The organism is Streptomyces sp. JLSY215 (assembly GCF_059682825.1).
The window spans coordinates 3,876,310-3,898,383 of record NZ_CM185022.1; the positions used below are offsets into that span (position 1 = coordinate 3,876,310).

Annotated in this window: 18 protein-coding genes; 6 read left to right on the forward strand and 12 right to left on the reverse strand. The window is 72.5% G+C overall.

What is annotated here, in order from left to right; genetic code table 11:
* Nucleotides 1-190: 190 nt before the first annotated feature.
* From AC5677_RS17285 to AC5677_RS17340, 12 genes are all read right to left on the reverse strand, one after another.
* On the reverse strand, nucleotides 191-1,741 hold the full coding sequence (locus tag AC5677_RS17285) for an NADH-quinone oxidoreductase subunit N (protein WP_497195913.1): 1,551 nt from the start codon (nucleotides 1,739-1,741) through the stop codon (nucleotides 191-193).
* The gene (locus tag AC5677_RS17290) at nucleotides 1,741-3,336 is read right to left on the reverse strand and encodes a complex I subunit 4 family protein (protein WP_497196657.1); all 1,596 of its coding nucleotides are present in this window, start codon (nucleotides 3,334-3,336) and stop codon (nucleotides 1,741-1,743) included. The genes AC5677_RS17285 and AC5677_RS17290 overlap by 1 nt, the downstream gene beginning before the upstream one ends.
* Nucleotides 3,337-3,449: 113 nt before the next feature.
* Complete coding sequence (locus tag AC5677_RS17295; protein WP_497195914.1) at nucleotides 3,450-5,447, reverse strand: NADH-quinone oxidoreductase subunit 5 family protein; 1,998 nt, start codon at nucleotides 5,445-5,447, stop codon at nucleotides 3,450-3,452.
* On the reverse strand, nucleotides 5,444-5,821 hold the full coding sequence (gene nuoK / locus AC5677_RS17300) for an NADH-quinone oxidoreductase subunit NuoK (RefSeq protein ID WP_403505746.1): 378 nt from the start codon (nucleotides 5,819-5,821) through the stop codon (nucleotides 5,444-5,446). The genes AC5677_RS17295 and nuoK overlap by 4 nt, the downstream gene beginning before the upstream one ends.
* The gene (locus tag AC5677_RS17305; protein WP_497195915.1) at nucleotides 5,821-6,435 is read right to left on the reverse strand and encodes an NADH-quinone oxidoreductase subunit J family protein; all 615 of its coding nucleotides are present in this window, start codon (nucleotides 6,433-6,435) and stop codon (nucleotides 5,821-5,823) included. The genes nuoK and AC5677_RS17305 overlap by 1 nt, the downstream gene beginning before the upstream one ends.
* Complete coding sequence (locus AC5677_RS17310) at nucleotides 6,432-7,022, reverse strand: NuoI/complex I 23 kDa subunit family protein (protein WP_497195916.1); 591 nt, start codon at nucleotides 7,020-7,022, stop codon at nucleotides 6,432-6,434. The genes AC5677_RS17305 and AC5677_RS17310 overlap by 4 nt, the downstream gene beginning before the upstream one ends.
* Entirely contained in the window at nucleotides 7,019-7,987 is a 969-nt protein-coding gene (locus tag AC5677_RS17315) for a complex I subunit 1/NuoH family protein (RefSeq protein WP_497195917.1), read from the reverse strand. The genes AC5677_RS17310 and AC5677_RS17315 overlap by 4 nt, the downstream gene beginning before the upstream one ends.
* On the reverse strand, nucleotides 7,984-9,231 hold the full coding sequence (locus AC5677_RS17320; RefSeq protein ID WP_497195918.1) for an NADH-quinone oxidoreductase subunit C: 1,248 nt from the start codon (nucleotides 9,229-9,231) through the stop codon (nucleotides 7,984-7,986). Before AC5677_RS17320 ends, AC5677_RS17315 begins: the two co-directional genes overlap by 4 nt.
* Nucleotides 9,228-9,872: an NADH-quinone oxidoreductase subunit B gene (locus tag AC5677_RS17325; RefSeq protein WP_497195919.1), complete on the reverse strand. Its 645-nt coding sequence runs from the start codon at nucleotides 9,870-9,872 to the stop codon at nucleotides 9,228-9,230. The genes AC5677_RS17320 and AC5677_RS17325 overlap by 4 nt, the downstream gene beginning before the upstream one ends.
* Nucleotides 9,863-10,264 (reverse strand): NADH-quinone oxidoreductase subunit A, encoded by a 402-nt coding sequence (locus tag AC5677_RS17330; RefSeq protein ID WP_497195920.1) that lies wholly within the window; start codon nucleotides 10,262-10,264, stop codon nucleotides 9,863-9,865. The genes AC5677_RS17325 and AC5677_RS17330 overlap by 10 nt, the downstream gene beginning before the upstream one ends.
* A gap of 212 nt (nucleotides 10,265-10,476) precedes the next feature.
* Entirely contained in the window at nucleotides 10,477-11,991 is a 1,515-nt protein-coding gene (locus tag AC5677_RS17335) for a CpaE/TadZ family protein (protein WP_497195921.1), read from the reverse strand.
* Nucleotides 11,992-12,766: 775 nt separating this feature from the next.
* The gene (locus tag AC5677_RS17340) at nucleotides 12,767-13,891 is read right to left on the reverse strand and encodes a secretion protein snm4 (protein WP_497195922.1); all 1,125 of its coding nucleotides are present in this window, start codon (nucleotides 13,889-13,891) and stop codon (nucleotides 12,767-12,769) included.
* Between the two features lie 172 nt (nucleotides 13,892-14,063).
* Here AC5677_RS17340 and AC5677_RS17345 point away from each other — a divergent pair, with 172 nt between their 5' ends.
* The 6 genes from AC5677_RS17345 to AC5677_RS17370 all read left to right on the forward strand — a co-directional run bounded on the left by AC5677_RS17345 (nucleotide 14,064) and on the right by AC5677_RS17370 (nucleotide 22,022).
* Nucleotides 14,064-15,269, forward strand: a complete 1,206-nt coding sequence (locus tag AC5677_RS17345) for a sensor histidine kinase (RefSeq protein WP_497195923.1) — start codon at nucleotides 14,064-14,066, stop codon at nucleotides 15,267-15,269.
* 199 nt (nucleotides 15,270-15,468) lie between these two features.
* Nucleotides 15,469-16,788, forward strand: coding sequence for a sensor histidine kinase (locus tag AC5677_RS17350; protein ID WP_497195924.1), 1,320 nt, complete (start codon nucleotides 15,469-15,471; stop codon nucleotides 16,786-16,788).
* A 195-nt stretch (nucleotides 16,789-16,983) separates the two neighbouring features.
* Nucleotides 16,984-17,643: a LuxR C-terminal-related transcriptional regulator gene (locus AC5677_RS17355; RefSeq protein ID WP_497196658.1), complete on the forward strand. Its 660-nt coding sequence runs from the start codon at nucleotides 16,984-16,986 to the stop codon at nucleotides 17,641-17,643.
* A 295-nt stretch (nucleotides 17,644-17,938) separates the two neighbouring features.
* Entirely contained in the window at nucleotides 17,939-19,879 is a 1,941-nt protein-coding gene (locus AC5677_RS17360) for a 2-oxoacid:acceptor oxidoreductase subunit alpha (RefSeq protein ID WP_497195925.1), read from the forward strand.
* On the forward strand, nucleotides 19,872-20,969 hold the full coding sequence (locus AC5677_RS17365; protein WP_497195926.1) for a 2-oxoacid:ferredoxin oxidoreductase subunit beta: 1,098 nt from the start codon (nucleotides 19,872-19,874) through the stop codon (nucleotides 20,967-20,969). The genes AC5677_RS17360 and AC5677_RS17365 overlap by 8 nt, the downstream gene beginning before the upstream one ends.
* 183 nt (nucleotides 20,970-21,152) lie before the next feature.
* On the forward strand, nucleotides 21,153-22,022 hold the full coding sequence (locus tag AC5677_RS17370) for an SDR family oxidoreductase (protein ID WP_497195927.1): 870 nt from the start codon (nucleotides 21,153-21,155) through the stop codon (nucleotides 22,020-22,022).
* Nucleotides 22,023-22,074: the final 52 nt, after the last annotated feature.

The window sequence follows — 22,074 nt, forward strand, 5'->3', positions numbered from 1 at the left end:
GTGCGGCAGGGGAACCCTTGCTGCTTGTCTCCACTTCTCCAGTGGACCCTTACTCACTGGTCAACGCGAGATGGGGAGGGGTGGTTCCCCGGCTCGCGTGGCGCGGTGCCGGGCGGCGGTCGGCGGGGTGTGTCCGGCTTGCGGCCGTTCGGGTGGGGCGCCGGGCGGCGCCCCACGAACGGACAAGGCTCTAGAGGAGCGCCTCCGAGGCGAAGCGCAGGACGAGCTGCGGGGCGCCGGAGAGGGCGATGCCGAGGGCCGTGGCGAGGGTGATGGCGGCGGTCAGGGCGGCCGGGATCTTGGCGCGCGAGGCGGCGGGGTGGTTCACGGGAGCGGTCTCGGTGGTCTCTGTGGTCCCGGTGGCCTCGGCGCCCCGGAAGAGGATCGCGGTCCACTGGAGGTAGTAGTAGAGCGCGATCACGACATTGACGGCCATGACGACGGCGAGCCAGGCCAGGCCCGCGTCGACGGCCGCCGAGAACACCGTCACCTTGGCGAAGAGGCCGATGATGCCCGGGGGCAGACCGGCGAGGCAGAGCAGGAAGAAGCCGAGGGCGAGCGCCACCAGGGGGCGCCGGGCGTACAGGCCCCGGTAGTCGGTGATGCGGTTGGCCGGGGAGGTACGCGCCACCAGGGCGGCGATGGCGAAGGCGCCGAGGTTCACCGCGCCGTACATCAGGGCGTAGGCGACGGTGGAGCCGATGGCGCGCGCCGGGTCGTCGGCGTAACCGGCCGCCGCGATGGGGACCAGGAGGTAGCCGGCCTGGCCGACCGAGGACCAGGCGAGCAGGCGTACCGCGCTGTGCGCGCGGCGCGGGTCCTGGCGGAGCGCGGCGACATTGCCGACGGTCATGGTGAGCGCGGCCAGGACGGCCAGCGCCGGGCCCCAGACGTCCGCGTACGAGGGGAAACCCTGGACCGTGACCAGGATCAGGCCGGAGAAGCCGACGGCCTTGCCGATCACGGAGAGATAGGCGGCGATGGGCAGCGGCGCGCCGACGTAGGTGTCGGGCACCCAGAAGTGGAAGGGGACGGCCGCGGTCTTGAAGGCGAAGCCGACGAGGGTGAGCGCGACGCCCGCGGTGGCGAGGGTGGCCAGCCGGGGGTCGGGGAGGTCCGTGAGGGTGTGCGCCACCCGGGAGAGGTGGAGGCTCCCGGTGGCGGCGTACAGGAAGCTGACGCCCATCAGCATCACGGCGGTGGCGGCCACCGAGGAGAGGAAGAACTTCAGGGCCGCCTCGGAGGAGAGCCGGTCGCCGCGGCGCAGGCCGACCAGGGCGAAGGCGGGCAGCGAGGCCACTTCGAGGGCAATGACCAGGGTGGCCAGGTCCCGGGAGGCGGGCAGCAGGGCGGCACCGGCCGCGGAGGAGAGCAGCAGGAACCAGTACTCGCCGGCGGGCAGGTCGTGGTCCTTGACGGTGTCGATGGACAGCAGGGCGGTCAGCAGCGCCCCGGCCAGCACCAGGAACTGGATGACGAGGGCGAACGGGTCGGCCACGTAACTGCACACGTCCGGGTGGCCGGTGAGGCAGAAGGTGCGGCGGTCGCCGCCCAGGAGGGGCAGCAGGGAGAGCGCGGCCAGGGCGAGGCCCGCGGTCGCCACCCAGCCGAGCAGCGGCTTCCGGGCGGCGGGCAGGAAGAGGTCGGCGACGAGCACCACCAGGGCGACGGCCGCGGCGATGGTGGGTGGCGCGACGGCGAGCCAGTCGACCGACTGGACCAGAGAGGTGACCGAGCTCATCACTTACCGCCTCCGAGGAGCTGCTGGACGGCCGGGTTCGTGAGGCCGAGGAGGGCCGCGGGCCACAGTCCGGCGAGGACGGTGAGGACGGCGAGGGGGGTCCAGGACGCGTATTCGTAGCGCGCGATGTCGGGGATGACGGGCGCGGGCGTGTCCAGGGACACCGGCTCCTCACCGGGTGCCGCCTCGGCCGCCAGGTGGCCGCCCATGCAGACGCGGCGGACGACGAGCAGCAGGTAGGCGGCGGTCAGCAGGGTGCCGAGGCCGGCCAGGACCATGAACGTCAGGAAGGCGGGGCGGCTGAGGCCCGCGGCCGGGCGGAAGGCGCCGAACATCGAGAGCATCTCGCCCCAGAAACCGGCGAGGCCCGGGATGCCCAGCGAGGCGACGGCCGCGAAGGCGAGCAGTCCGCCGAAGCGCGGGGCCCTGCCGTACAGGGCGGCGCCGGTGCTGCCTGCGAGGCTGTCGAGGTCGGTGCTGCCGTAGCGGTCCTTGAGGGCGCCGACGAGGAAGAACAGCAGGCCGGTGATCAGGCCGTGGGCGATGTTGGCGAACAGCGCGCCGTTGACGCCGGTGGGGGTCATGCTCGCGATGCCGAGCAGGACGAATCCCATGTGGCCGACGGAGCTGTACGCGATCAGGCGCTTGAGGTCGCCCTTGGCGCCCTTGCGGACGAGGGCGAGGCAGGCGAGGGATCCGTAGATGATGCCGATGGCGGCGAGGGCGGCGAGGTACGGCGCGAAGGTGTGCATGCCCTCGGGCGTGATCGGCAGCGCGATGCGGACGAACCCGTACGTGCCCATCTTCAGCAGGACGCCGGCCAGCAGCACGGAGCCGACGGTGGGGGCCGCGGTGTGCGCGTCCGGCAGCCAGCTGTGCAGCGGCCACATGGGGGCCTTGACGGCCAGTCCGATGCCGATCGCGAGCACGGCCAGAAGCTGAACTGTGTGGCTGAGCTGGGCTTTCGGGCCGTTGTCAGTGGCGAGTGCGACCATGTCGAACGTGCCGGATTTCACGCCGATGAGGAGGAGGCCGAGCAGCATGACGACCGAGCCGAGCAGCGTGTAGAGGATGAACTTCCAGGCCGCCGCCTGCTTTCCGGCACCGCCCCAGCGGGCGATGAGGAAGTACATCGGGATGAGGACCATCTCGAAGGCGAGGAAGAAGAGCATCAGGTCGAGGACGGCGAAGGTGGCGAGGGTGCCGGCCTCGAGGGTGAGCAGCAGGGCCACAAATGCCTTGGGTGACGGGCCCGTCGGCATTTTGAAGTAGCTGTAGAGCGCGCAGAGGAAGGTCAGCAGCGCGGTCAGGACGACGAGGGGGAGCGAGATGCCGTCGACGCCGAGATGGATACGGATGCCGAGCGCCGGGATCCAGCTGATGTCGGTGGTGGCCTGCATACGGGCCGGGTTGTCGTGGTCGAAGCCGATGGCCAGCGCGACGGTGGCGGCGAGGACGACTCCGGTGACGGTCACTCCGTGGCGCAGTACGGCCTGGTCGGGGTTGCGGCCCCGGAGGCCGGGCGGGGCCGGGAGCAGTGCGGCGAGCGCACCGATGAGGGGGAGGACGACGACGCCCGCGAGGAGGATCTGCATGGCGGTGTGATTCACGGGTCAGGCCCTCCTCAGGGTTTCGGCTCCGACGAGGCAGGCCACGAGGTCTGTCGGCTGGGGGTGCGGGGGTCGTCCCCCGGAGGATTGCAGCACGGTCAGGCTCCCGTGCCCGTAGCGACGAGGACGGCGGCGACGGCCAGGACGAGCGAGCCCGCCAGCAGAGCGCCGAGGTAGGTCTGCACGTTGCCGGTCTGGGCACGGCGGACGGCGGCGCCCAGCCAGCGGGGGGCGGCGCCCGCACCGCGCACATAGGTGTCGACGACCTCGCGGTCGAGGAAGGCGACGAGCGTGGCGGCGGCGCGTACGGGCCGCACGAACAGCGCGGAGTAGACGGCGTCGAGATGGAAGCCGACGGCCGCATGGCGGTGGAGCGGGCCGAGGAGGAGACGGCCGGGGTCGGCCGGGTCCGGGGCGCCGGCGACACCGCCGTAGGCGGGGGCGTGGCTCTCGATGGCCAGCTCCTCGGCGAGGCCGGGGGCGGCTTCGGGTGCCACGGCGACGGCGCCGAGGGGGGCGCGGGCGGCGAGGGCGCTGGTGTGCCGCCAGGCGGCGTAGGTGACCAGGCCGCCGACGAGGGCGACACCGGTGCCCAGGACGGAGGTGTTGAGCGTGGGGGTGAGCGAGCGCCCGTCGAACCACTCGGGCAGATAGGGGCCTGCCAGGCCGAGCGCGACGGTGGGGAGGAACAGCACCCAGAGCATGGCGTTCATGACGACCGGCTGGGGGCCGTGGTCGGGGACCTCGGCGCCCTTGCCCTTGAAGGCGAGCAGCCACAGACGGGTGGCGTAGGCCGCGGTGAGGAGGGCGGTGAGCAGTCCGGAGATCAGTACGGTCCAGCCGGCCGCGTCGGGAATTCCGTGCGCGCCTCCGGTGGCGGCGTGCTCGGCGGCACCGAGGACGGCTTCCTTGGAGAAGAAGCCGGCGAACGGCGGGATCGCGGCGAGCGCGAGCAGCGCCACGCTCACGGTCCAGTAGGCGTCCGGGATGCGCCGGGACAGCCCGCTCATCCGGGACATGGCGGCCAGCGAGTTCGTACCGGCGGCGTGGATGATCACGCCCGCGCCGAGGAAGAGCAGGGCCTTGAACGCACCGTGCGTCAGGAGGTGGAAGACGGCGGCGCCGCGGTCGCCGACGGCCAGCGCGCCCAGCATGTAGCCGAGCTGGCCGACCGTCGAATAGGCCAGGACGCGCTTGATGTCGTCCTGGGCCAGCGCGGCCAGACCGGAGCCGACCATGGTGATCGCGGCCATGACGGCGAGCACGACCAGGGCCGCCGCGGAGGCGGCGAAGACGGGGAGGAGCCGGGCCACGACATAGACACCGGCGGCGACCATCGTCGCGGCGTGGATCAGCGCCGAGACGGGCGTCGGGCCGGCCATCGCGTCCGGGAGCCAGGTGTGCAGCGGGAACTGCGCCGACTTGCCCGCGACGCCGCCCAGCAGCAGCAGCGCGATCAGCGTCGGGTGGTCCAGGCCGCCGTCGGCGACCTGGCCGAGGATGCCGGTGATCCGGAAGGTCCCGGCGTCGGCGGCCAGCGCGAAGATGCCGAAGAGGAAGGGGACATCGCCGAGCTTGGTGACGAGGAAGGCCTTGAGGGAGGCGGCGCGGGCGGCCTCGGTCTCCCAGTAGTGGCCGACGAGGAAGTAGGAGCAGATGCCCATGACTTCCCAGCCGACCAGCAGCACCATCAGGTCGCCGGTGTAGACGACGAGCAGCATCGCGGAGGTGAAGAGCGAGACCAGCGCGGCGTAGGAGGGGTAGCGCGGATCGTCGCGCAGATAGCCGGTGGAGTAGATCTGCACGCAGGTCGCCACGACACCGACCAGGACGGCGATCAGCGCGGCGAAGCCGTCGATGTGCAGGGCCAGGTCGATGGGGATCGAGCCGGTCGGGGTGAGTTCGGTGGCGACGTCGGTGGCCGGGCCGCCGCCCTGCTCGAGGGCGACGGACACCGCGAGCGCGGCCGCGGCGAGCGTCGGCAGGACGGCCAGCGGCCGGACGAATCCGGGCGTGCGCCGCCCCAGGAGGAAGCCGGCGACGGCCCCGAGGAAGGGCAGGAGGGGGACGAGGACGGCGGTGGTCGTGAGCGTCACGCGGTGGCCTCCGCCTGGGTTTCCGGCTGCGGCTGCGCGCCGTGGTCCGTGGCGTCGCCGCCGTCCGGCCGCTCCGCGAGGTCGCGGAGCCGGTCGATGTCGGAGCTGCCGCGGTTGCGGTAGACGAGCAGCACGATCGCCAGGCCGATGCCGATCTCGGCGGCGGCGATGGCGATGGTGAACAGGGTCAGCGCCTGGCCGGCGTGCAGCGTGTCGCGCAGCCAGACGTCGAAGGCGACGAGGTTGAGGTTGACGGCGTTGAGCATCAGCTCGACGGACATCAGCACCAGGATCGCATTGCGGCGGGCGAGCACGCCGTACAGACCGGTGCAGAAGAGGAGGACGGCGAGGACCGCCGGATAGGCGAGATGCATCAGCGCTGGTCCTCTCGTGGGGCGGGGGCACGGGAGGCGCTGTTCCTGAGGGCCGCGGCCGGGGCCTTGCCCTCGCCGGTCCTGCGGGACAGCACGATCGCGCCGACGAGCGCGGCGAGCAGCAGCACGGACAGCGCTTCGAAGGGCAGCACCCAGTACTGGAAGAGGGTGCGCCCGGAGGCCTCGGCGGAGCCCTGGACGGCGCCGCCGAGGTTGATCCAGGTGGCCCGGAAGGCATCGACGACGACCCAGACCAGTGCGCCGGCCGCGGCGACGGCCACCACGAGCGCGGCCCAGCGGTTGCCGGAGTCGGCGTCCGGGGAACGGCCGATGGGCGCCTTCGTCAGCATCAGCCCGAAGAGAAGGAGGACGACCACGGAACCGACGTAGATCAGCACCTGCACCCAGGCGATGAACTCGGCGGTGAGCAGGAGGTACTCGACGGCGACCCCGCCGAGGGCGACCACCAGCCAGAGGGCGGCGTGCACCAGCTGCTTGGTGGTGACCGTGACGACGGCCGCGCCGAGGGTCGCGATGCCGACCAGGAGGAAGGCGATCTCGACGCCGGTGGGCGACAGGAAGCCGTGGCCGAGCGCGGTGGCGGCGAGCGTCACGTTCCCTCCTCCTTGGTGTCCTGGGCCTGTTCCTGGGCCTCCGCTGCCTGCTGGGCTTCGGCGGCCTGCTGGGCGGCGAGCTTGTCCGCGGCCTTGCGGGCAGCGGCGATCTCCTTGGGCTCCTCGGCCGCCGGGTCGAGCGCGGGCGGCTCGGGCACCGTCCACATCCATTCGCGGAGCCGGTCGCGCTCATGCGTGAGCTCGCGGATGTCCGTCTCGGCGTACTCGAATTCCGGTGACCAGAAGAGCGCGTCGAAGGGGCAGACCTCGATGCAGATACCGCAGTACATGCACAGCGCGAAGTCGATGGCGAAGCGGTCCAGCACATTGCGGCTGCGCTCGCGGCCGCCGGGCGCGGCGGCCGGCACCGTCTCCTTGTGGGAGTCGATGTAGATGCACCAGTCCGGGCACTCGCGGGCGCACAGCATGCAGACCGTGCAGTTCTCCTCGAACAGCCCGATGACGCCGCGGGTGCGCGGCGCGAGGTCGGGCTGGACGTCCGGGTACTGAGCGGTGACGGACTTCCTCGTCATCGTGCGCAGGGTGACGGCCAGCCCCTTGGCGAGGCCGGAACCAGGGAAGCTCATGACGAGATCACCACCTTGACGACGCCGGTGAGGGCGATCTGGGCGAGGGCGAGCGGGATGAGGACCGTCCACGCGAGCTTCTGCAGCTGGTCCTCACGGAGGCGCGGGTAGGTGACCCGCAGCCAGATGACGCCGAAGGCGAGGATCGCGGTCTTCAGCAGCGTCCACAGCCAGCCCAGGCCGTCGAGGCCGAACGGGCCGTGCCAGCCGCCGAGGAAAAGGACGGAGGTCAGCGCGCAGAGGACGACGATGCCGGCGTACTCGGCCAGGAGGAAGAGCGCGAAGCGCAGTCCGGTGTACTCGGTGTACGCGCCGAAGATGATCTCCGAGTCGGCGATCGGCATATCGAACGGCGGCCGCTGCAGCTCGGCGAGCCCGGCGGTGAAGAAGACCACCCCGCCGACGATCTGCCACGGCACCCACCACCAGTGGAAGGCGTCCAGGATCCCCGGCAGGGAGAGCGTGCCGGCCGCCATCGCCACGGACGCGGCGGCGAGCAGCATCGGCAGTTCGTACGCGAGCAGCTGCGCGGCCGTCCGCAGGCCGCCGAGCAGCGAGAACTTGTTGGCCGACGCCCAGCCCGCCATCAGCGAGCCGAGCACACCGACGCCCATGACGGCCAGCACGAAGAAGATGCCGGCGTCCAGGGCCTGTCCCACGGCGTTGTGCGGGCCGATCGGGATGGCGACCAGGACCAGGAGGTACGGGAGCAGCGCGACGGCCGGCGCGAGCTGGAAGATCCGCCGGTCGGCGCCCGCCGGGACGACGTCCTCCTTCTGCGCGAACTTGACGCCGTCCGCGACCAGCTGCGCCCAGCCGTGGAAGCCGCCCGCGTACATGGGGCCGAGGCGGCCCTGCATATGGGCCATGACCTTGTGCTCGGTCTGCCCGACGACCAGGGGAAGGACGAGGAAGACGAGGAAGACGGCGATGAGGCGCAGGGCGATGTCCAGGGTGTCGCTCATGGGGTGTCGTCGCCTCCTGCCTCGTTGCGGGTGGTGTCGGTGCCGTTGTCGGTGGCGTCGTCGGTGCCGTTGCTGTGGTCGGCGCCGGGCTTCGCTTCGGGCGCGGGCTTCGCTTCGGGCTCGGGCTTCGCTGCGGGCTCGGGCTTCGCTGCGGGCTTGTCCGCGGCCGCGGGCTGCTTCGCCGGCTCGTCGAAGGCCGGGCGGGCGTGGTGCCAGGGAGCGTCGGACGAGCGGGGCGCGGCCTCCTTGGCCGGGGCCTCCTTGGCCGGGGCCTCCTTGGCCGGGGCCTCCGTCGCCGGAGCCGTCTCCGCGGGGGCCGCCTCCGCCGGGGCCGCCTCCGCCGCCTGCTGGCTCGCCGAGCCCTCGCTCACGGACCGGGTACGCCGCGCCGGACGCGCCGGACGCTCGGTGCCCGCCCCCGCCGCCGGAGCCGCGGCGGTCTCGCCCGCCGCACCCGCCGTCTGCTGGGTCGCCGAGCCCGCGCTCGCCGTCCGCGTACGCCGCGCCGGGCGCTCGCCCGCAGCGGCACCGGCCGCCCGCGCACCCCGCGCGGGACGCGCGGGTGCAGGCGGCAGCTGGCCCTTCAGCGGGCCCCAGTCGTTCGGGTCGGGCACGCCCGGCGGCAGCATCTGACGCCGCTTGGGCCCGCCGTGCGCCGCACCCGCCGCAGGCTCCCCTGGCTCCTTCGCGCCCGGCCACGCCTTGGCGACCCGCGCCGCGAGCACGAAGTCCTTGCGCAGCGGATGGCCCTCGAAGGTCTCCGGGAGCAGCAGCGGTACGAGGTGCGGATGGCCGGTGAAGTCGACGCCGAACATCTCGTGGGTCTCGCGCTCGTGCCAGGCCGCGCCCGCGTACACGCCCACGGCGGTGGGCAGCACGGCGGCGTCGTGCGGCACGGTGGTACGGACGATCAGCCGGCGGACGGTCCCGGGGTGCGCCACCTCCGCGAGGTGCGCACAGATCCGGAAGCCGGTGCCGGGCTCGTCGACGGCGCTCAGCCAGTCGAAGTAGGTGCAGCCGAGGTCGTCGCGGGCTGCCGTCAGGGCGGTGAGCCAGGCGTCCACCGGGACGTCGACCGTCAGCAGGTCGTACGCCAGCTCCGCCGCGGCACCGGCGCCGAAGATCTCGCTCGCGGGCCGCGGCAGCCAGCCGACGACCGGCTCGGCAACGGGCTCGGCGGGCTGCTCGGGCGGCTGCTCAGCCGTCTGCTGCTCGGCCGCCTGCTCGGGCTGCTGCTCGCTCATCGGGACTCCTCGCCCGCCGTCTTGGGCGCGGGCGGCGCAACCAGCCCGCTGCGCAGCGCGGCCGCCGAGGGCCGGGCGCCGCCGCCGTGTCCGTACCGCTCCCCCAGCGACTCGCGCGCGATCTTCTCCTGGAGCTTGAGGATGCCCTGCAGCAGCGCCTCCGGCCGCGGCGGGCAGCCCGGTACGTACACATCGACCGGGATGATCTGGTCGACGCCCTTGGTGACGGAGTACGAGTCCCAGTAGGGGCCGCCGCAGTTGGAGCAAGCGCCGAAGGAGATGACGTACTTCGGCTCGGGCATCTGCTCGTAGAGCCGCTTGACCGCGGGCGCCATCTTGTCGGTGACCGTGCCGGAGACGACCATCAGGTCGGCCTGGCGCGGGCCGGGCGCGAACGGGATCACGCCGAGGCGGATGAAGTCGTGCCGGGCCATGGACGCGGCGATGAACTCGATGGCGCAGCAGGCCAGGCCGAAGTTGAAGACCCACAGGCTGTAGCGGCGGCCCCAGTTGAGGACCACCTTCATCGGCTCGGGCGCGAGCCGGGCCAGCGTGCCCAGGCGCCGGGGCGCCGGCAGGAACTGGGGGGCAGCGTCCTCGGCCGCGGCGGCGGGTCCGTTGGAGACGGGGTTCACGTCCATTCCAGGACGCCCTTCTTCCATGCGTAGAGCAGGCCGACGGTGAGAAAGCCGAGGAAGATGAACATTTCCACCAGCGTCACACCGCCGAAACCAGGGGCGGCGAAGACCGTCGCCCAAGGGAACAGGAAGATCGAGTCGACGGCGAAGATGACATAGAGGAATGCGTAGACGTAGTAGCGGACCTGGGTGTGCGCCCAGCCCTCGCCGACCGGGTCGACGCCGCACTCGTACGTCAGCAGCTTCTCGGGCGTCGGCACCACAGGCCGCAGCAACCGCCCGGCCCCGAAGGCCACGGCCACGAAGATCACGCCGATCACGGCGATGAGCCCCACGACCGAATAGCCCTGGAAATACTCCGCGGCGATGGTGGTGCGTACGGTCGCGTCCGGCACGTCCGCCCCTCGCTCCCTGACTGCGCTTGTTCAACGACTTCGACGATCTGTACGGACCGGAGTCTAGGCCCTGCCCCGGCCGCGCTGAGCAGCCGCGTCGTCGCGGACGGTGGGCTTGTCCCTACTTCGCCCTACCTGGGCGGGCGGCAGCGTAGACGGCGCGCACGGTTGTCTCAGGATCTGTCTCACAGACCGGACGATTCGGCTCCGGATCAGCGCAGGGGGCCTCCGTCGAACGGACTGCGGTTGTCGGGGGCGCCGGGGTCGGTGGCGGCCGGCGGCCGGGGCGGGTGCGCGGAGGGCGCCTGTGCGGGCTGCGGACGGGGCTGGGCCTCCGCTTGCGGCAGGGGCTGCGACGTCTGCTGCGGGGCGGGGCGGGGGTCCGGGGCCGGCTGCGGCATCGGCTGCGGCGGCACGGGGGCGGGCCCCTGGCCCGCGTACGACCCTGCGGGTGCGGTCCCGGGGGCGGCCGGCTGCGGGATGAAGGGCGCCTGCCCCGGGGCGTGAACCACCTGCGGGGGATACGTCTGGTGGGGATGAGGCTGCTGGGCATGCACCTGCCGGGGATGCATCTGCTGGGCATGCATCTGCTGCGGATGAGCCTGCTGGGGATACCCCGGCGGGGTCTGCGCGGCCTGCAGGGACTGGGCTGCGTGCAGGGACTGGGCCTGCTCGGGGTGGGCGTCTCGCCTGCTGGATCCCCGCGAGACGGCGCGGTCCATCACCTCGGCCGCGATCCGGGCCGCCGCCTCCCGCGTCCGCTCGCCCAGCAGCTCCGTCCGGATGGCGCCGCCCGCCGCCAGATGGCGGTCGTACGGCAACGGGAGCACGGCCGCTCCCCCGGCGCCCAGATGCTCGGCCGCCTTGCGCACATCGAGGGCGGCATCGGGCGAGGAGTGCGTGAGCACGACGACCGTGGTCGGCAGCAGGCCGGGGTGCAGTCCGCCGACCCAGTTCAGTACGGAGCGGGTGGCCGCCACGCCCTCCGGGGTCGCGGGGCTGACCAGCACCCGCGCCTGGGTCGTCACCAGGGCCGTGCGCGCCACCTCGGCGGGCAGCGTCTCGCAGTCGACCACGGTGGTGGCGAAGTGGCGGCGCAAGGAGGTCATCACGACCCGGTAGGTGTCGAGGTCCAGCCGGGTCCCGATGGACCCCTGGCTGCCGGGCAGCAGCCAGCCGCCGCCCGCGAACGGCAGGAGATAGCCGGTCAGGTCGGTGATCAGCATCGAGGGATCGACGATCTCCGCAAGATCGCTGCCCGACCAGCGCACCTCGCGCGCGCCGAGGCGGTGCGGCAGCGTACCGAGCGCCGGATCGGCCTCCACGGCGAGCACCGGGTCGGGGCGGTAGTGCGCGTAGGTGAGCGCCAGCAGGGCGGCGACGGTGGACTTGCCCGCACCGCCGCGGATGCTGGAGACGGCGATCTGCCGGCCGGTGGTCACGGGCTGCTGGATGGCGTGCGCGGCCTGGGTGAGGGCGGCCGTCTCGGCGGCCGGGGACGACGCGAACACCCGCCGCAGCGCCCGTCCGGCCCGCCTGGCCAGCGGGTCACCGCGGCGCGGCTTGGGCTGCCCGCCGGCCAGCTCGGGCGGCAGGAGGGGAACGGAGACCGGAGTCCGGGCGGGCAGGCCGGAACGGCCGTAGCTTCCGGGGGCCGGGGCCGCGACTGGGGCAGGGGCCGGGACCTGGGCCTGGGCCTGGGCCGACGGGGCGGGAGCGGATGGCATGGGGGCGGACGGTGTGGGGGCCGACGGTGCGGGGGCCGACGGCATGGCGGCCGATGGGGCGGCAGCTGACGGTGCGGGAGCCGACGGAGCAGCGGTCGACGGAGCAACAGCCGACGGCATGGGAGCCGACGGGGCAGCGGCCGATGGGGCGGGATCCGACGGCATGGGAGCCGACGGGGCGGGGGCCGACGCGGCGTCCGGCGGCGTGTCAGTGGCCCGCGACGGCAGGGGCGTCGGCGTGGGGCTCGGCGCGGCGGACACCGACGTCGAGCTCGGCGCGGCGGACGCCGACGTGGGTGCCTGCGCAAGGGACGTGGCCGGGGTCTCCACCGCGGCGGGAGCCTCAACAGCGACAGGCGCAGCGGCAGGGGCGGGCGCAGGAGCAGGCACAGGCGCAGCGGCAGGGGCGGGCGCAGAGACAGCGACAGCAGCAGGAACAGGCCCAGCGGCGGGGGCAGGCAGACCGCCGGGCGCCCTGCGCCCAGCAGCCGGAGCAGCGGACGCCGCCGGAGCCTCCGGAGCAGCCGGAGCAGCCGGAGCGGCCGGAGCAGCCGCTCCCTCCGCAGCCGGCGCAGGCATCGGCCCAGCCCCTTCACCCGTACGCGTCATCGCGCCCGTACTCGTACTCGCACTCGCACTCGAACCCGTACTCACCGAGCCCACACCTCCCGCCCGCTTGACCAACGACGGGCCCGGTCGCCCCGGTTCCGCTCCCCCGGGCGTCTGCACTCCAGGGCTCGCTTCCGCTGACATGTTCCCTCCGAAGCCTTGCGGGTCAGGACGTGCCCAGCAGCAAGGTGTAGCCCCCGAAGGCCCCCAGGGCCACCGGGATCAGCGCCACCACGCCGGCCGACTCGACCAGATCCAGCCATCGCCGCAGCCGCACGCGGAGGAGCTCGGGCACCCGTACCGCGAGCATCACCACCGGCAGCGCCGCCAGCACGCCCAGCAGGACCAGGGCGCCGGCCGGCCCGCCCCCGCCCGTCGTCGCCCAGAGCAGAACGAGCCGTACGCAGACGGCGGTTCCGGCCGCCAGCAGCGCGACGACCTCCACCGCCAGCGGGTAGGCGCGGGCCCGCGAGAGCAGTACGACGCACAGCAGCAGCGCGGCGAGCACGGTCCACAGGCCGGGTGTGTCCACCGCCAGCACCCCCGCCGCGCCGGCCGAGGCCGCCATCGCGACCGTGGCCAGGGCCAGTCCCCGATGGGTGGCGTCCAGCGCGGCCGCGACCTGGTGCCTGCTGACCGGCGTACCACCGGAGCGCCGGTCGTCCAGCCGGGTCAGTCCGGCGGTCGTCAGCGCGTACCGGGGCAGATATCCGAGGACGAGGACGGAGCCGAAGCCGAGGGCAACTCCCGTGCGGGCGGGGGTGGTCAGCGCGAGGCCGAGCTCCCAGGCGCCCACCGCGAGCGCGATCGAGGCGGCGCCGGTCAGGCCGCCGCGCCCCAGTGGCGTACAGAGCCCGAGGAGCGCGCACACCGCGGCGACGGTCAGGCCCACGGCGGCCAGCCGGGCGGCGCCGCCGGAGACCGCGTACCAGGAGGCGACCACCCCGAGCGCGCCGCCGAGCAGCAACAGGGCGACACCCGGTGCGCGGTGGTCCGGCCGCCCGGCGACCAGGGACGTTCCCGCTCCGGCGCCCGCGACGAGCACGGCGGCACCCGCGAGCCAAAGGGCGGCACCGCCGCCGTACCAGATGACCGCACAGACCCCGGCGAGCGCCGCGAGCAGCACACCGGCCGTCACCGCCGTCCAGGCCCTGGTGCGTTCCCCCCAGCCCCAGCCGCGGACGTCGAGGGGACCGGCCGCCTCGTCGGTGAGGTCCCCGCCCACGGGATCCGGCACCAGCACCTGGCTGTCATGACCCCGCGCCATCGCCCCGCCTCTCCCGCTCTGCACCGCATCACCATACGGTCCCGTCGCCGCGCCGTGTCACCACCGGCGATAACGAGATAGCCACCAACCTGCACCGATGCGGCGGAAGACGGGGAGCGGGGGTGGGGGAAACCCCACCCCCGCTCCCCCGCGAACCCCATGGCACCGGAGGCCGCCGCCGGGCAATCTGGGGCGTATGACGGAGAGTTCCCTGACCAGTGCCGCCGATGGAGCCGTTGACGGCACCTCACCACCGCCGCCCCGGGCGCCGCTCAGCGGCTGGACCTGGCGGGAGATCGGCTATCTGCTGTCCAATTTCCCGCTGGACGTCCTCGCGTTCGTGGTGCTGATGGTCTGGCTGTTGCTCGGCATCGCGCTGTCCGTCACGGTGATCGGGCTGCCGCTGCTGGCGACGGGCCTGGTGGCGTGCCGGAAGTACGGGAAGTTGGAACGGGCGCGGGCGCGGGCCCTGCTCGGGCTGAAGGTGGAAGAGCCGAGCCCGTTGCGCGCCCCGGAGCGGGGGCTCTTCCCCTGGGTGTGGACGCGCCTGAAGGATCCGGTCGCCTGGCGGCATGCGCTGTTCGCGTTCATCCGGCTGCCCTGGGCCGTCCTCACGTTCGCCGTCACGCTCGCCGCGCTCTTCGCGGCGTGGCCGGTGCTGCCGTGGCTGACGCGCTGGCTGTCGAACGTGGACCGGGCGATGGTGCGCGGGCTGCTCTCGCCCTCCGACGAGCTGGAGCGGCGGATCGCCGAGCTGGAGTCGGACCGGATGACGGTCACCGACACCGCCGCGGCCGATCTGCGGCGCATCGAGCGGGATCTGCACGACGGGGCGCAGGCCCGGCTGGTGGCGCTCGCCATGGGGCTCGGGCTGGCGAAGGAGAAGCTGTTGGAGGACCCGGATGCGGCGGCCGCGATGGTGGACGAGGCGCACGGCGAGGTGAAGCTGGCGCTGCAGGAGCTGCGGGATCTGGCCCGGGGCATCCATCCGGCGATCTTGACGGACCGCGGGCTGGGGCCGGCGCTGGCCTCTTTGGCCGGGCGCTGCACGGTGCCCGCCTCGACCTCCGTGGACCTGCCCGAGCGGCCCGCGCCCGCCATCGAGGGCATCGTCTACTTCACCGTCTCCGAGCTGCTGCAGAACATCTCCAAGCACAGTGCGGCGCGGCGGGCGTCCGTGGAGGTGTGGCGGGTCAAGGACCGGCTGCTGATCCAGGTGGAGGACGACGGCCGGGGCGGGGCCCGGCTGGACGGCGGCAGCGGGATGGCCGGGCTCGCCGAGCGGCTGGGGTCGGTGGACGGGCTGTTCGTACTGGATTCGCCGGCCGGCGGGCCGACGCGGGTGACGGCGGAGCTGCCGTGGCGGGCCCGCGCGGGGGCGTCGCGTACGGGAAGGCGCTGACGGCGCCGCGGGGCGGGCCGCCGGTCCGGGGGTGGGGAAAACCCCAGGAGAAGAGTGCACTGGGCCTCATGGTGCGGGCGGCGCCGGACGCGGACGCTTGTCCTGGCGGAAAACGGCCGGTACGGCAGCCGGTATCGCAGCCGGAACGAGCGAGACCTCCCGCATACGGCGGCACGACGGACGGACGGACGACGAGACGATGGACACCGCATACGCACCCTCCCCGCCCCGCGGCTCCCGGGTACCTGTGGGACTGCGCGCCCCGTTCTCCGGGCGCACCTGGCGCGCATTCCTGTATCTCTTCCTCAGCCTCCCGATCGCGTCGGTGATGTTCAGCTACGCGATCGTGGTGATCTCGCTCGGCGCCGGCCTGCTGGTCACGTTCCTGGGCATCCCGGTGCTGGCGGGCGGGCTGGCAGGCTGCCGCGCGCTGGGCATCATCGAGCGCGGGCGGGCCCGCGCGCTGCTGGGGCTGGAGGTGGCCGAGCCGGAGCCGGTCCGCGCCGCGAAGCCGGGCCTGATGGGGTGGATCGGGGCCGTTCTGAAGAGCGGGGTGTCCTGGCGGCACCTCCTCTACTCCCTCTTCCACTTCCCGTGGGCGCTGTTCTCCTTCATCTTCGCGACGACCTTCTGGGCCGTCGGCTGGAGCCTGCTGACCTATCCGCTGTGGCGGTGGACGTTCCCCGCGTACGTCGACGCGCCGGGCATCCTGATGTGGGGCGACGGCGACGGCAACAGCTTCTACCTCGACACTCCCGTGGAAATCGGGGTCATCGGCGCCGTCGGCCTGCTGCTGGTGCTGGCCGGGCCGTGGCTGATCCACGGGCTGACGCAGGTGGACCGGGTGATGGTCCTCGGGCTGCTGGGCCCGTCCTCCCTCGCCGGCCGGGTCTCGGAGCTGGAGTCGGACCGCGGGGTGGTGGTCGACACCGCGGCGGCCGATCTGCGGCGTATCGAGCGGGATCTGCACGACGGCGCGCAGGCCCGGCTGGTCTCGCTGGCCATGGACCTGGGCCTGGCCAAGGAGAAGCTGGCGGAGGACCCGGACGCGGCCGTACAGATGGTGGACGAGGCGCACGGCGAGGTGAAGATCGCGCTGCAGGAGCTGCGGGATCTGGCCCGCGGTATCCATCCGGCGATCCTGACCGACCGGGGGCTCGGCCCGGCGCTGTCGGCGCTGGCCGCGCGGTGCACGGTGCCGGTGACGGTGACCGTCGATCTGGAGCGCCGGCCCGCCGCGGCGATCGAGGGCATTGCGTACTTCACCGTGTCCGAGCTGCTGCAGAACGTCTCCAAGCACGCCCGTGCCACCCGCGCCACGGTCGATGTCTGGCGCTCGGCGGACCGGATCATGCTGCAGGTGACGGACGACGGCCGGGGCGGCGCGAGCACCGGCACGGGCAGCGGTCTGGCGGGCCTGGCCGAGCGGCTGGGCTCCGTGGACGGCCTGCTGGTCGTGAAATCCCCGCAGGGTGGCCCGACCTCCGTGTCCGCCGAGCTGCCGTGGCGAAGCCAGTAGCGGCCGGTTGACCGACGGCCGGGGCCGGGACGTGGCCCCGGCCGCCGCCGTGCGTTCCCGCCCCCGCCCTCGCCGCGATCCCTCCCCCGCGCCGAATCCGCGGCTCCCGCCGCACCGCGTCCCGGATGCTGGAATGCTGGGACCGCAGGCGGGGTTGTACGAGTCGTGGGGGGAAGCGGAACGGTGGAGGACAGGGTGCGGGTCGTCATCGCCGAGGATTCGGTGCTGCTGCGGGAGGGGCTGACGCGGTTGCTCACGGACCGCGGGCACGACGTCGTGGCGGGGGTGGGGGACGCCGAGGCGCTCCTCAAGGTGATCGGCGAGCTGGCGGCCGAGGGAGCGCTGCCGGATGTGGTGGTGGCGGACGTACGGATGCCTCCGACGCATACCGACGAAGGGGTGCGGGCGGCGATCCGGCTGCGCCGGGACCACCCGGAGCTGGGCGTGCTGGTGCTGTCGCAGTACGTCGAGGAGCAGTACGCGACGGAGCTGCTGGCCGACTCCAGCCGGGGCATCGGCTATCTGCTGAAGGACCGGGTGGCCGAGGTGCGGGAATTCGTCGACGCCGTGGTCCGGGTCGCCGGGGGCGGCACGGCGCTGGACCCGGAGGTGGTGGCGCAGCTGCTGGGCCGCAGCCGCAAGCAGGACGTCCTGGCCAATCTGACGCCGAGGGAGCGGGAGGTGCTGGGGCTGATGGCCGAGGGCCGGACGAACTCGGCGGTCGCACGGCAGCTGGTGGTCAGCGACGGCGCGGTCGAGAAGCACGTCAGCAACATCTTTCTGAAGCTGGGCCTCTCGCAGAGTGACGGGGATCACCGCCGGGTGCTGGCGGTGCTGACCTATCTCAACTCCTGAGCGCCTGACAGGGTGTCAGATACGCAGGCCGGACAGGCGGCCGCCGAGACCCAGGACCTTGGACCTAGAACTATTGGACGAAGTCCGGAGCGTCATGAAGAAGGGGTGACGGGGGCGGTGATTTCATGACAAACCATGCCAGTACGGTGTCTCATCCCGGCGTCCACAATGTGATCGACCCAGGGAAGGCGACCCTTACCCACGTACGATGGATATGGGACAACCAGTCGGTACGACACGTCCCGAGCCCTGCCTCAGGCGGGGACGCCGCACCCCTCGAGGGAGGTCCGAAGCAGTGACCAGCCAGGTCAGTAGCCCAGCCGAGAAGACCGACGGCGCGCTCGTCGGGGAACAGCGCGCGCCCGGTGACGGCGGCGGAGGCAAGGAAGTCCAGCGACTGGACCGGGTGATCATCCGGTTCGCCGGCGACTCCGGTGACGGCATGCAGCTCACCGGCGACCGGTTCACCTCCGAGACGGCGTCGTTCGGCAACGACCTGTCGACGCTGCCGAATTTCCCCGCCGAGATCCGGGCCCCTGCCGGCACGCTGCCGGGCGTCTCCAGCTTCCAGCTGCACTTCGCCGACCACGACATCCTCACCCCCGGTGACGCCCCGAACGTCCTGGTGGCGATGAACCCCGCCGCCCTCAAGGCGAACCTCGCGGATGTGCCGCGGGGCGCGGAGATCATCGTCAACACCGACGAGTTCACCAAGCGCCCGATGGCCAAGGTCGGCTATGCGACCAGCCCGCTGGAGGACGGCTCGCTGGAGGCGTACAACGTCCATCCGGTGCCGCTGACGACGCTGACGATCGAGGCGCTCAAGGAGTTCGGGCTCTCCCGCAAGGAGGCCGAGCGCAGCAAGAACATGTTCGCGCTGGGCCTGCTGTCGTGGATGTACCACCGGCCGACGGAGGGCACCGAGAAGTTCCTGCGGTCGAAGTTCGCCAAGAAGCCGGATATCGCGGAGGCGAATGTCACGGCCTTCCGGGCGGGCTGGAACTTCGGCGAGACCACCGAGGACTTCGCGACGTCGTACGAGGTCGCCCCGGCCACCAAGGCCTTCCCGACCGGCACCTACCGCAGCATCTCCGGCAACCTCGCGCTCTCCTACGGGCTGATCGCCGCGGGCCGCCAGGCCGATCTGCCGCTCTACCTGGGCTCGTACCCGATCACCCCGGCCTCCGACATCCTGCACGAGCTGTCCAAGCACAAGAACTTCGGCGTGCGGACGTTCCAGGCGGAGGACGAGATCGCCGGTATCGGCGCGGCGCTGGGCGCGGCGTTCGGCGGTGCGCTCGCGGTGACCACGACCTCGGGCCCCGGTGTGGCGCTGAAGTCGGAGACCATCGGCCTCGCGGTCAGCGTGGAACTCCCGCTGCTGATCGTGGACATCCAGCGCGGCGGCCCCTCGACGGGCCTGCCCACCAAAACCGAGCAGGCCGACCTGCTGCAGGCGATGTACGGGCGCAACGGCGAGGCCCCGGTGCCGATCGTGGCCCCCAAGACGCCCGCCGACTGCTTCGACGCGGCGCTGGAAGCGGCCCGTATCGCGCTGACCTACCGCACGCCCGTCTTCCTGCTCTCCGACGGCTATCTGGCCAACGGCTCCGAGCCCTGGCGGATCCCGGACGTCAATGAACTCCCCGATCTGCGCGTGCAGTTCGCCTCCGGTCCCAACCACCAGCTGGCGGACGGCACCGAGGTGTTCTGGCCCTACCAGCGCGATGAGCAGACCCTGGCGCGCCCCTGGGCCATTCCCGGCACGCCGGGCCTGGAGCACCGCATCGGCGGCATCGAGAAGCAGGACGGCACGGGCAACATCTCCTACGACCCCGCCAACCACGACTTCATGGTGCGCACCCGTCAGGCGAAGATCGACGGCATCGAGGTCCCCGACCTCGAGGTCGACGACCCGTCCGGCGAGGCCCGCACCCTTGTCGTGGGCTGGGGTTCGACGTTCGGCCCCATCACCGCGGCGGTACGGCGCGTGCGGGGCGCAGGGGAGCACATCGCGCAGGTGCATCTGCGCCATCTCAACCCCTTCCCGAGGAATCTCGGCGAGATCCTCAGGCATTACGACAACGTGATCGTGCCGGAGATGAACCTCGGCCAGCTCAGCACCCTGCTGCGCGCCAAGTACCTCGTCGACGCGCGCTCGCACACCCAGGTCAGCGGAATGCCGTTCAAGGCCGAGCAACTCGCGGAGGTCTTTAAGGAGGCCATCAATGACTGAGACGATCTCGGAGGAGAAGCCCGCAGGGATCGAGGCGCTCTCCCTGGTCCCCAAGGCCGAGGCCAAGCAGTCCATGAAGGACTTCAAGTCCGATCAGGAAGTGCGCTGGTGCCCCGGCTGCGGTGACTACGCGGTCCTCGCCGCCGTGCAGGGCTTCATGCCCGAGCTCGGCCTGGCGAAGGAAAACATCGTCTTCGTCTCCGGCATCGGCTGCTCCTCCCGCTTCCCGTACTACATGAACACCTACGGGATGCACTCCATCCACGGCCGCGCCCCGGCCATCGCCACGGGCCTGGCCTCCTCGCGGCGCGACCTGTCGGTGTGGGTCGTCACCGGTGACGGCGATGCGCTGTCCATCGGCGGCAACCACCTCATCCACGCCCTGCGGCGCAACGTCAACCTCAAGATCCTGCTGTTCAACAACCGGATCTACGGGCTGACCAAGGGGCAGTACAGCCCCACCTCCGAGATCGGCAAGATCACCAAGTCGACGCCGATGGGTTCGCTGGACGCGCCGTTCAACCCGGTCTCGCTGGCGCTCGGCGCCGAGGCGTCCTTCGTGGCCCGCACGGTCGACTCCGACCGCAAGCACCTCACCTCGGTGCTGCGCGAGGCCGCCGCGCACCCGGGCACGGCGCTGGTGGAGATCTACCAGAACTGCAACATCTTCAACGACGGCGCCTTCGAGGTCCTCAAGGACAAGGAGCAGGCCCAGGAGGCGGTCATCCGCCTGGAGCACGGGCAGCCCATCCGGTTCGGGGCCCTGGCGCCCGACGGCCTCGGCTCCAAGGGCGTGGTCCGCGACCCGGCCACCGGCGACCTCAAGGTCATCGACGTCACCGAGCAGGGCGCCGACGGCGTGCTGGTGCACGACGCGCACAGCCCGTCGCCCACCACGGCCTTCGCGCTCTCCCGGCTCGCCGACCCGGACACGCTGCACCGCACCCCCATCGGAGTGCTGCGCAATGTCGAGCGCCCGGTCTACGACACGATGATGGCCGACCAGCTCGACGCCGCCATCGAGCAGAAGGGCAAGGGCGACCTCGCCGCCCTGCTGTCCGGTAACGACACCTGGACGGTCGTCGGCTGACCGCCCCGGACCCGCGTATGCCCCCGGGGGTGCCTTACGGCGCCCCCGGGGGCATACGTTTGCCCTCCCGCCGCCACGGCGGCGCGCCCCTCTCATCTATACAACCGTCATAGACATTTGTTTATGACGGATGTACGGTCATGCCATCCTTCAGCGACGCCCACAGCCCACAGGGGGTAGCCCATGAGCTTCGTGATCACCGGCGCCACCGGAGCGCTCGGCCGGCTCGTCATCGACGCGCTGCTGGCGCGTACCGCACCGCGCGAGATCGTCGCGGTGGCCCGCGACGAGGCCAGGGCGGCGGATCTCGCGGCGCGCGGCATCGAGGTGCGGATCGCCGACTACGGCCGGCCCGAGACCCTCGAAGGCGTCTTCGCGCCCGGCGACCGGGTGCTGTTCGTCTCGGGGAACGAGGCCGGGCGGCGCCTCACCCAGCACCGCGCGGTCATCGACGCCGCACGGGAGGCGGGCGTCGCGCTGCTCGCCTACACCAGCGTGCTGGGCGGACCCGCCGCCACCTTCGCCATCGCCGAGGAACACATCGGCACCGAGCAGGCGCTGCTGGCATCCGGTGTGCCGTACTGCCTGCTGCGCAACGGCTGGTACCACGAGAACTACACCGGCGCGCTGGCCACGGCCCTGAGGACCGGCGCGGTGATCGGCAGCGCGGACGGCGGCCGGGTGGCCAGCGCCGCGCGCCGGGAGTACGCCGAGGCGGCCGCCGAGGTCCTGACCGGCGGCGGCCACGAGAACTCCGTGTACGAACTGAGCGGCGACACCGCATGGACGATGGCCGAGTACGCGGCCGAGGTGTCCCGGCAGACCGGCCGGCCGATCCCCTACCGCGATCTGCCGCAGGAGCAGTACGTGGCGCTGATGGTCGAGGCGGGGGTACCGGCGCCGGGCGCACGGCTGGTCGCCGACGCGGACGCCGCGATCGCGCGGGGCGAGCTGGCCTCCACCCCCGGTGACCTGGCCCGTCTCCTCGGCCGCCCGACCTCCCCCATTGCCGACGCGATCGCCGACGCCCTCAAGGAGCTGCCCCTGTCATGACTGTATGGCGATACGGGCATGACAAGGGCCTCGCGCGGCGTTACCTTCACTG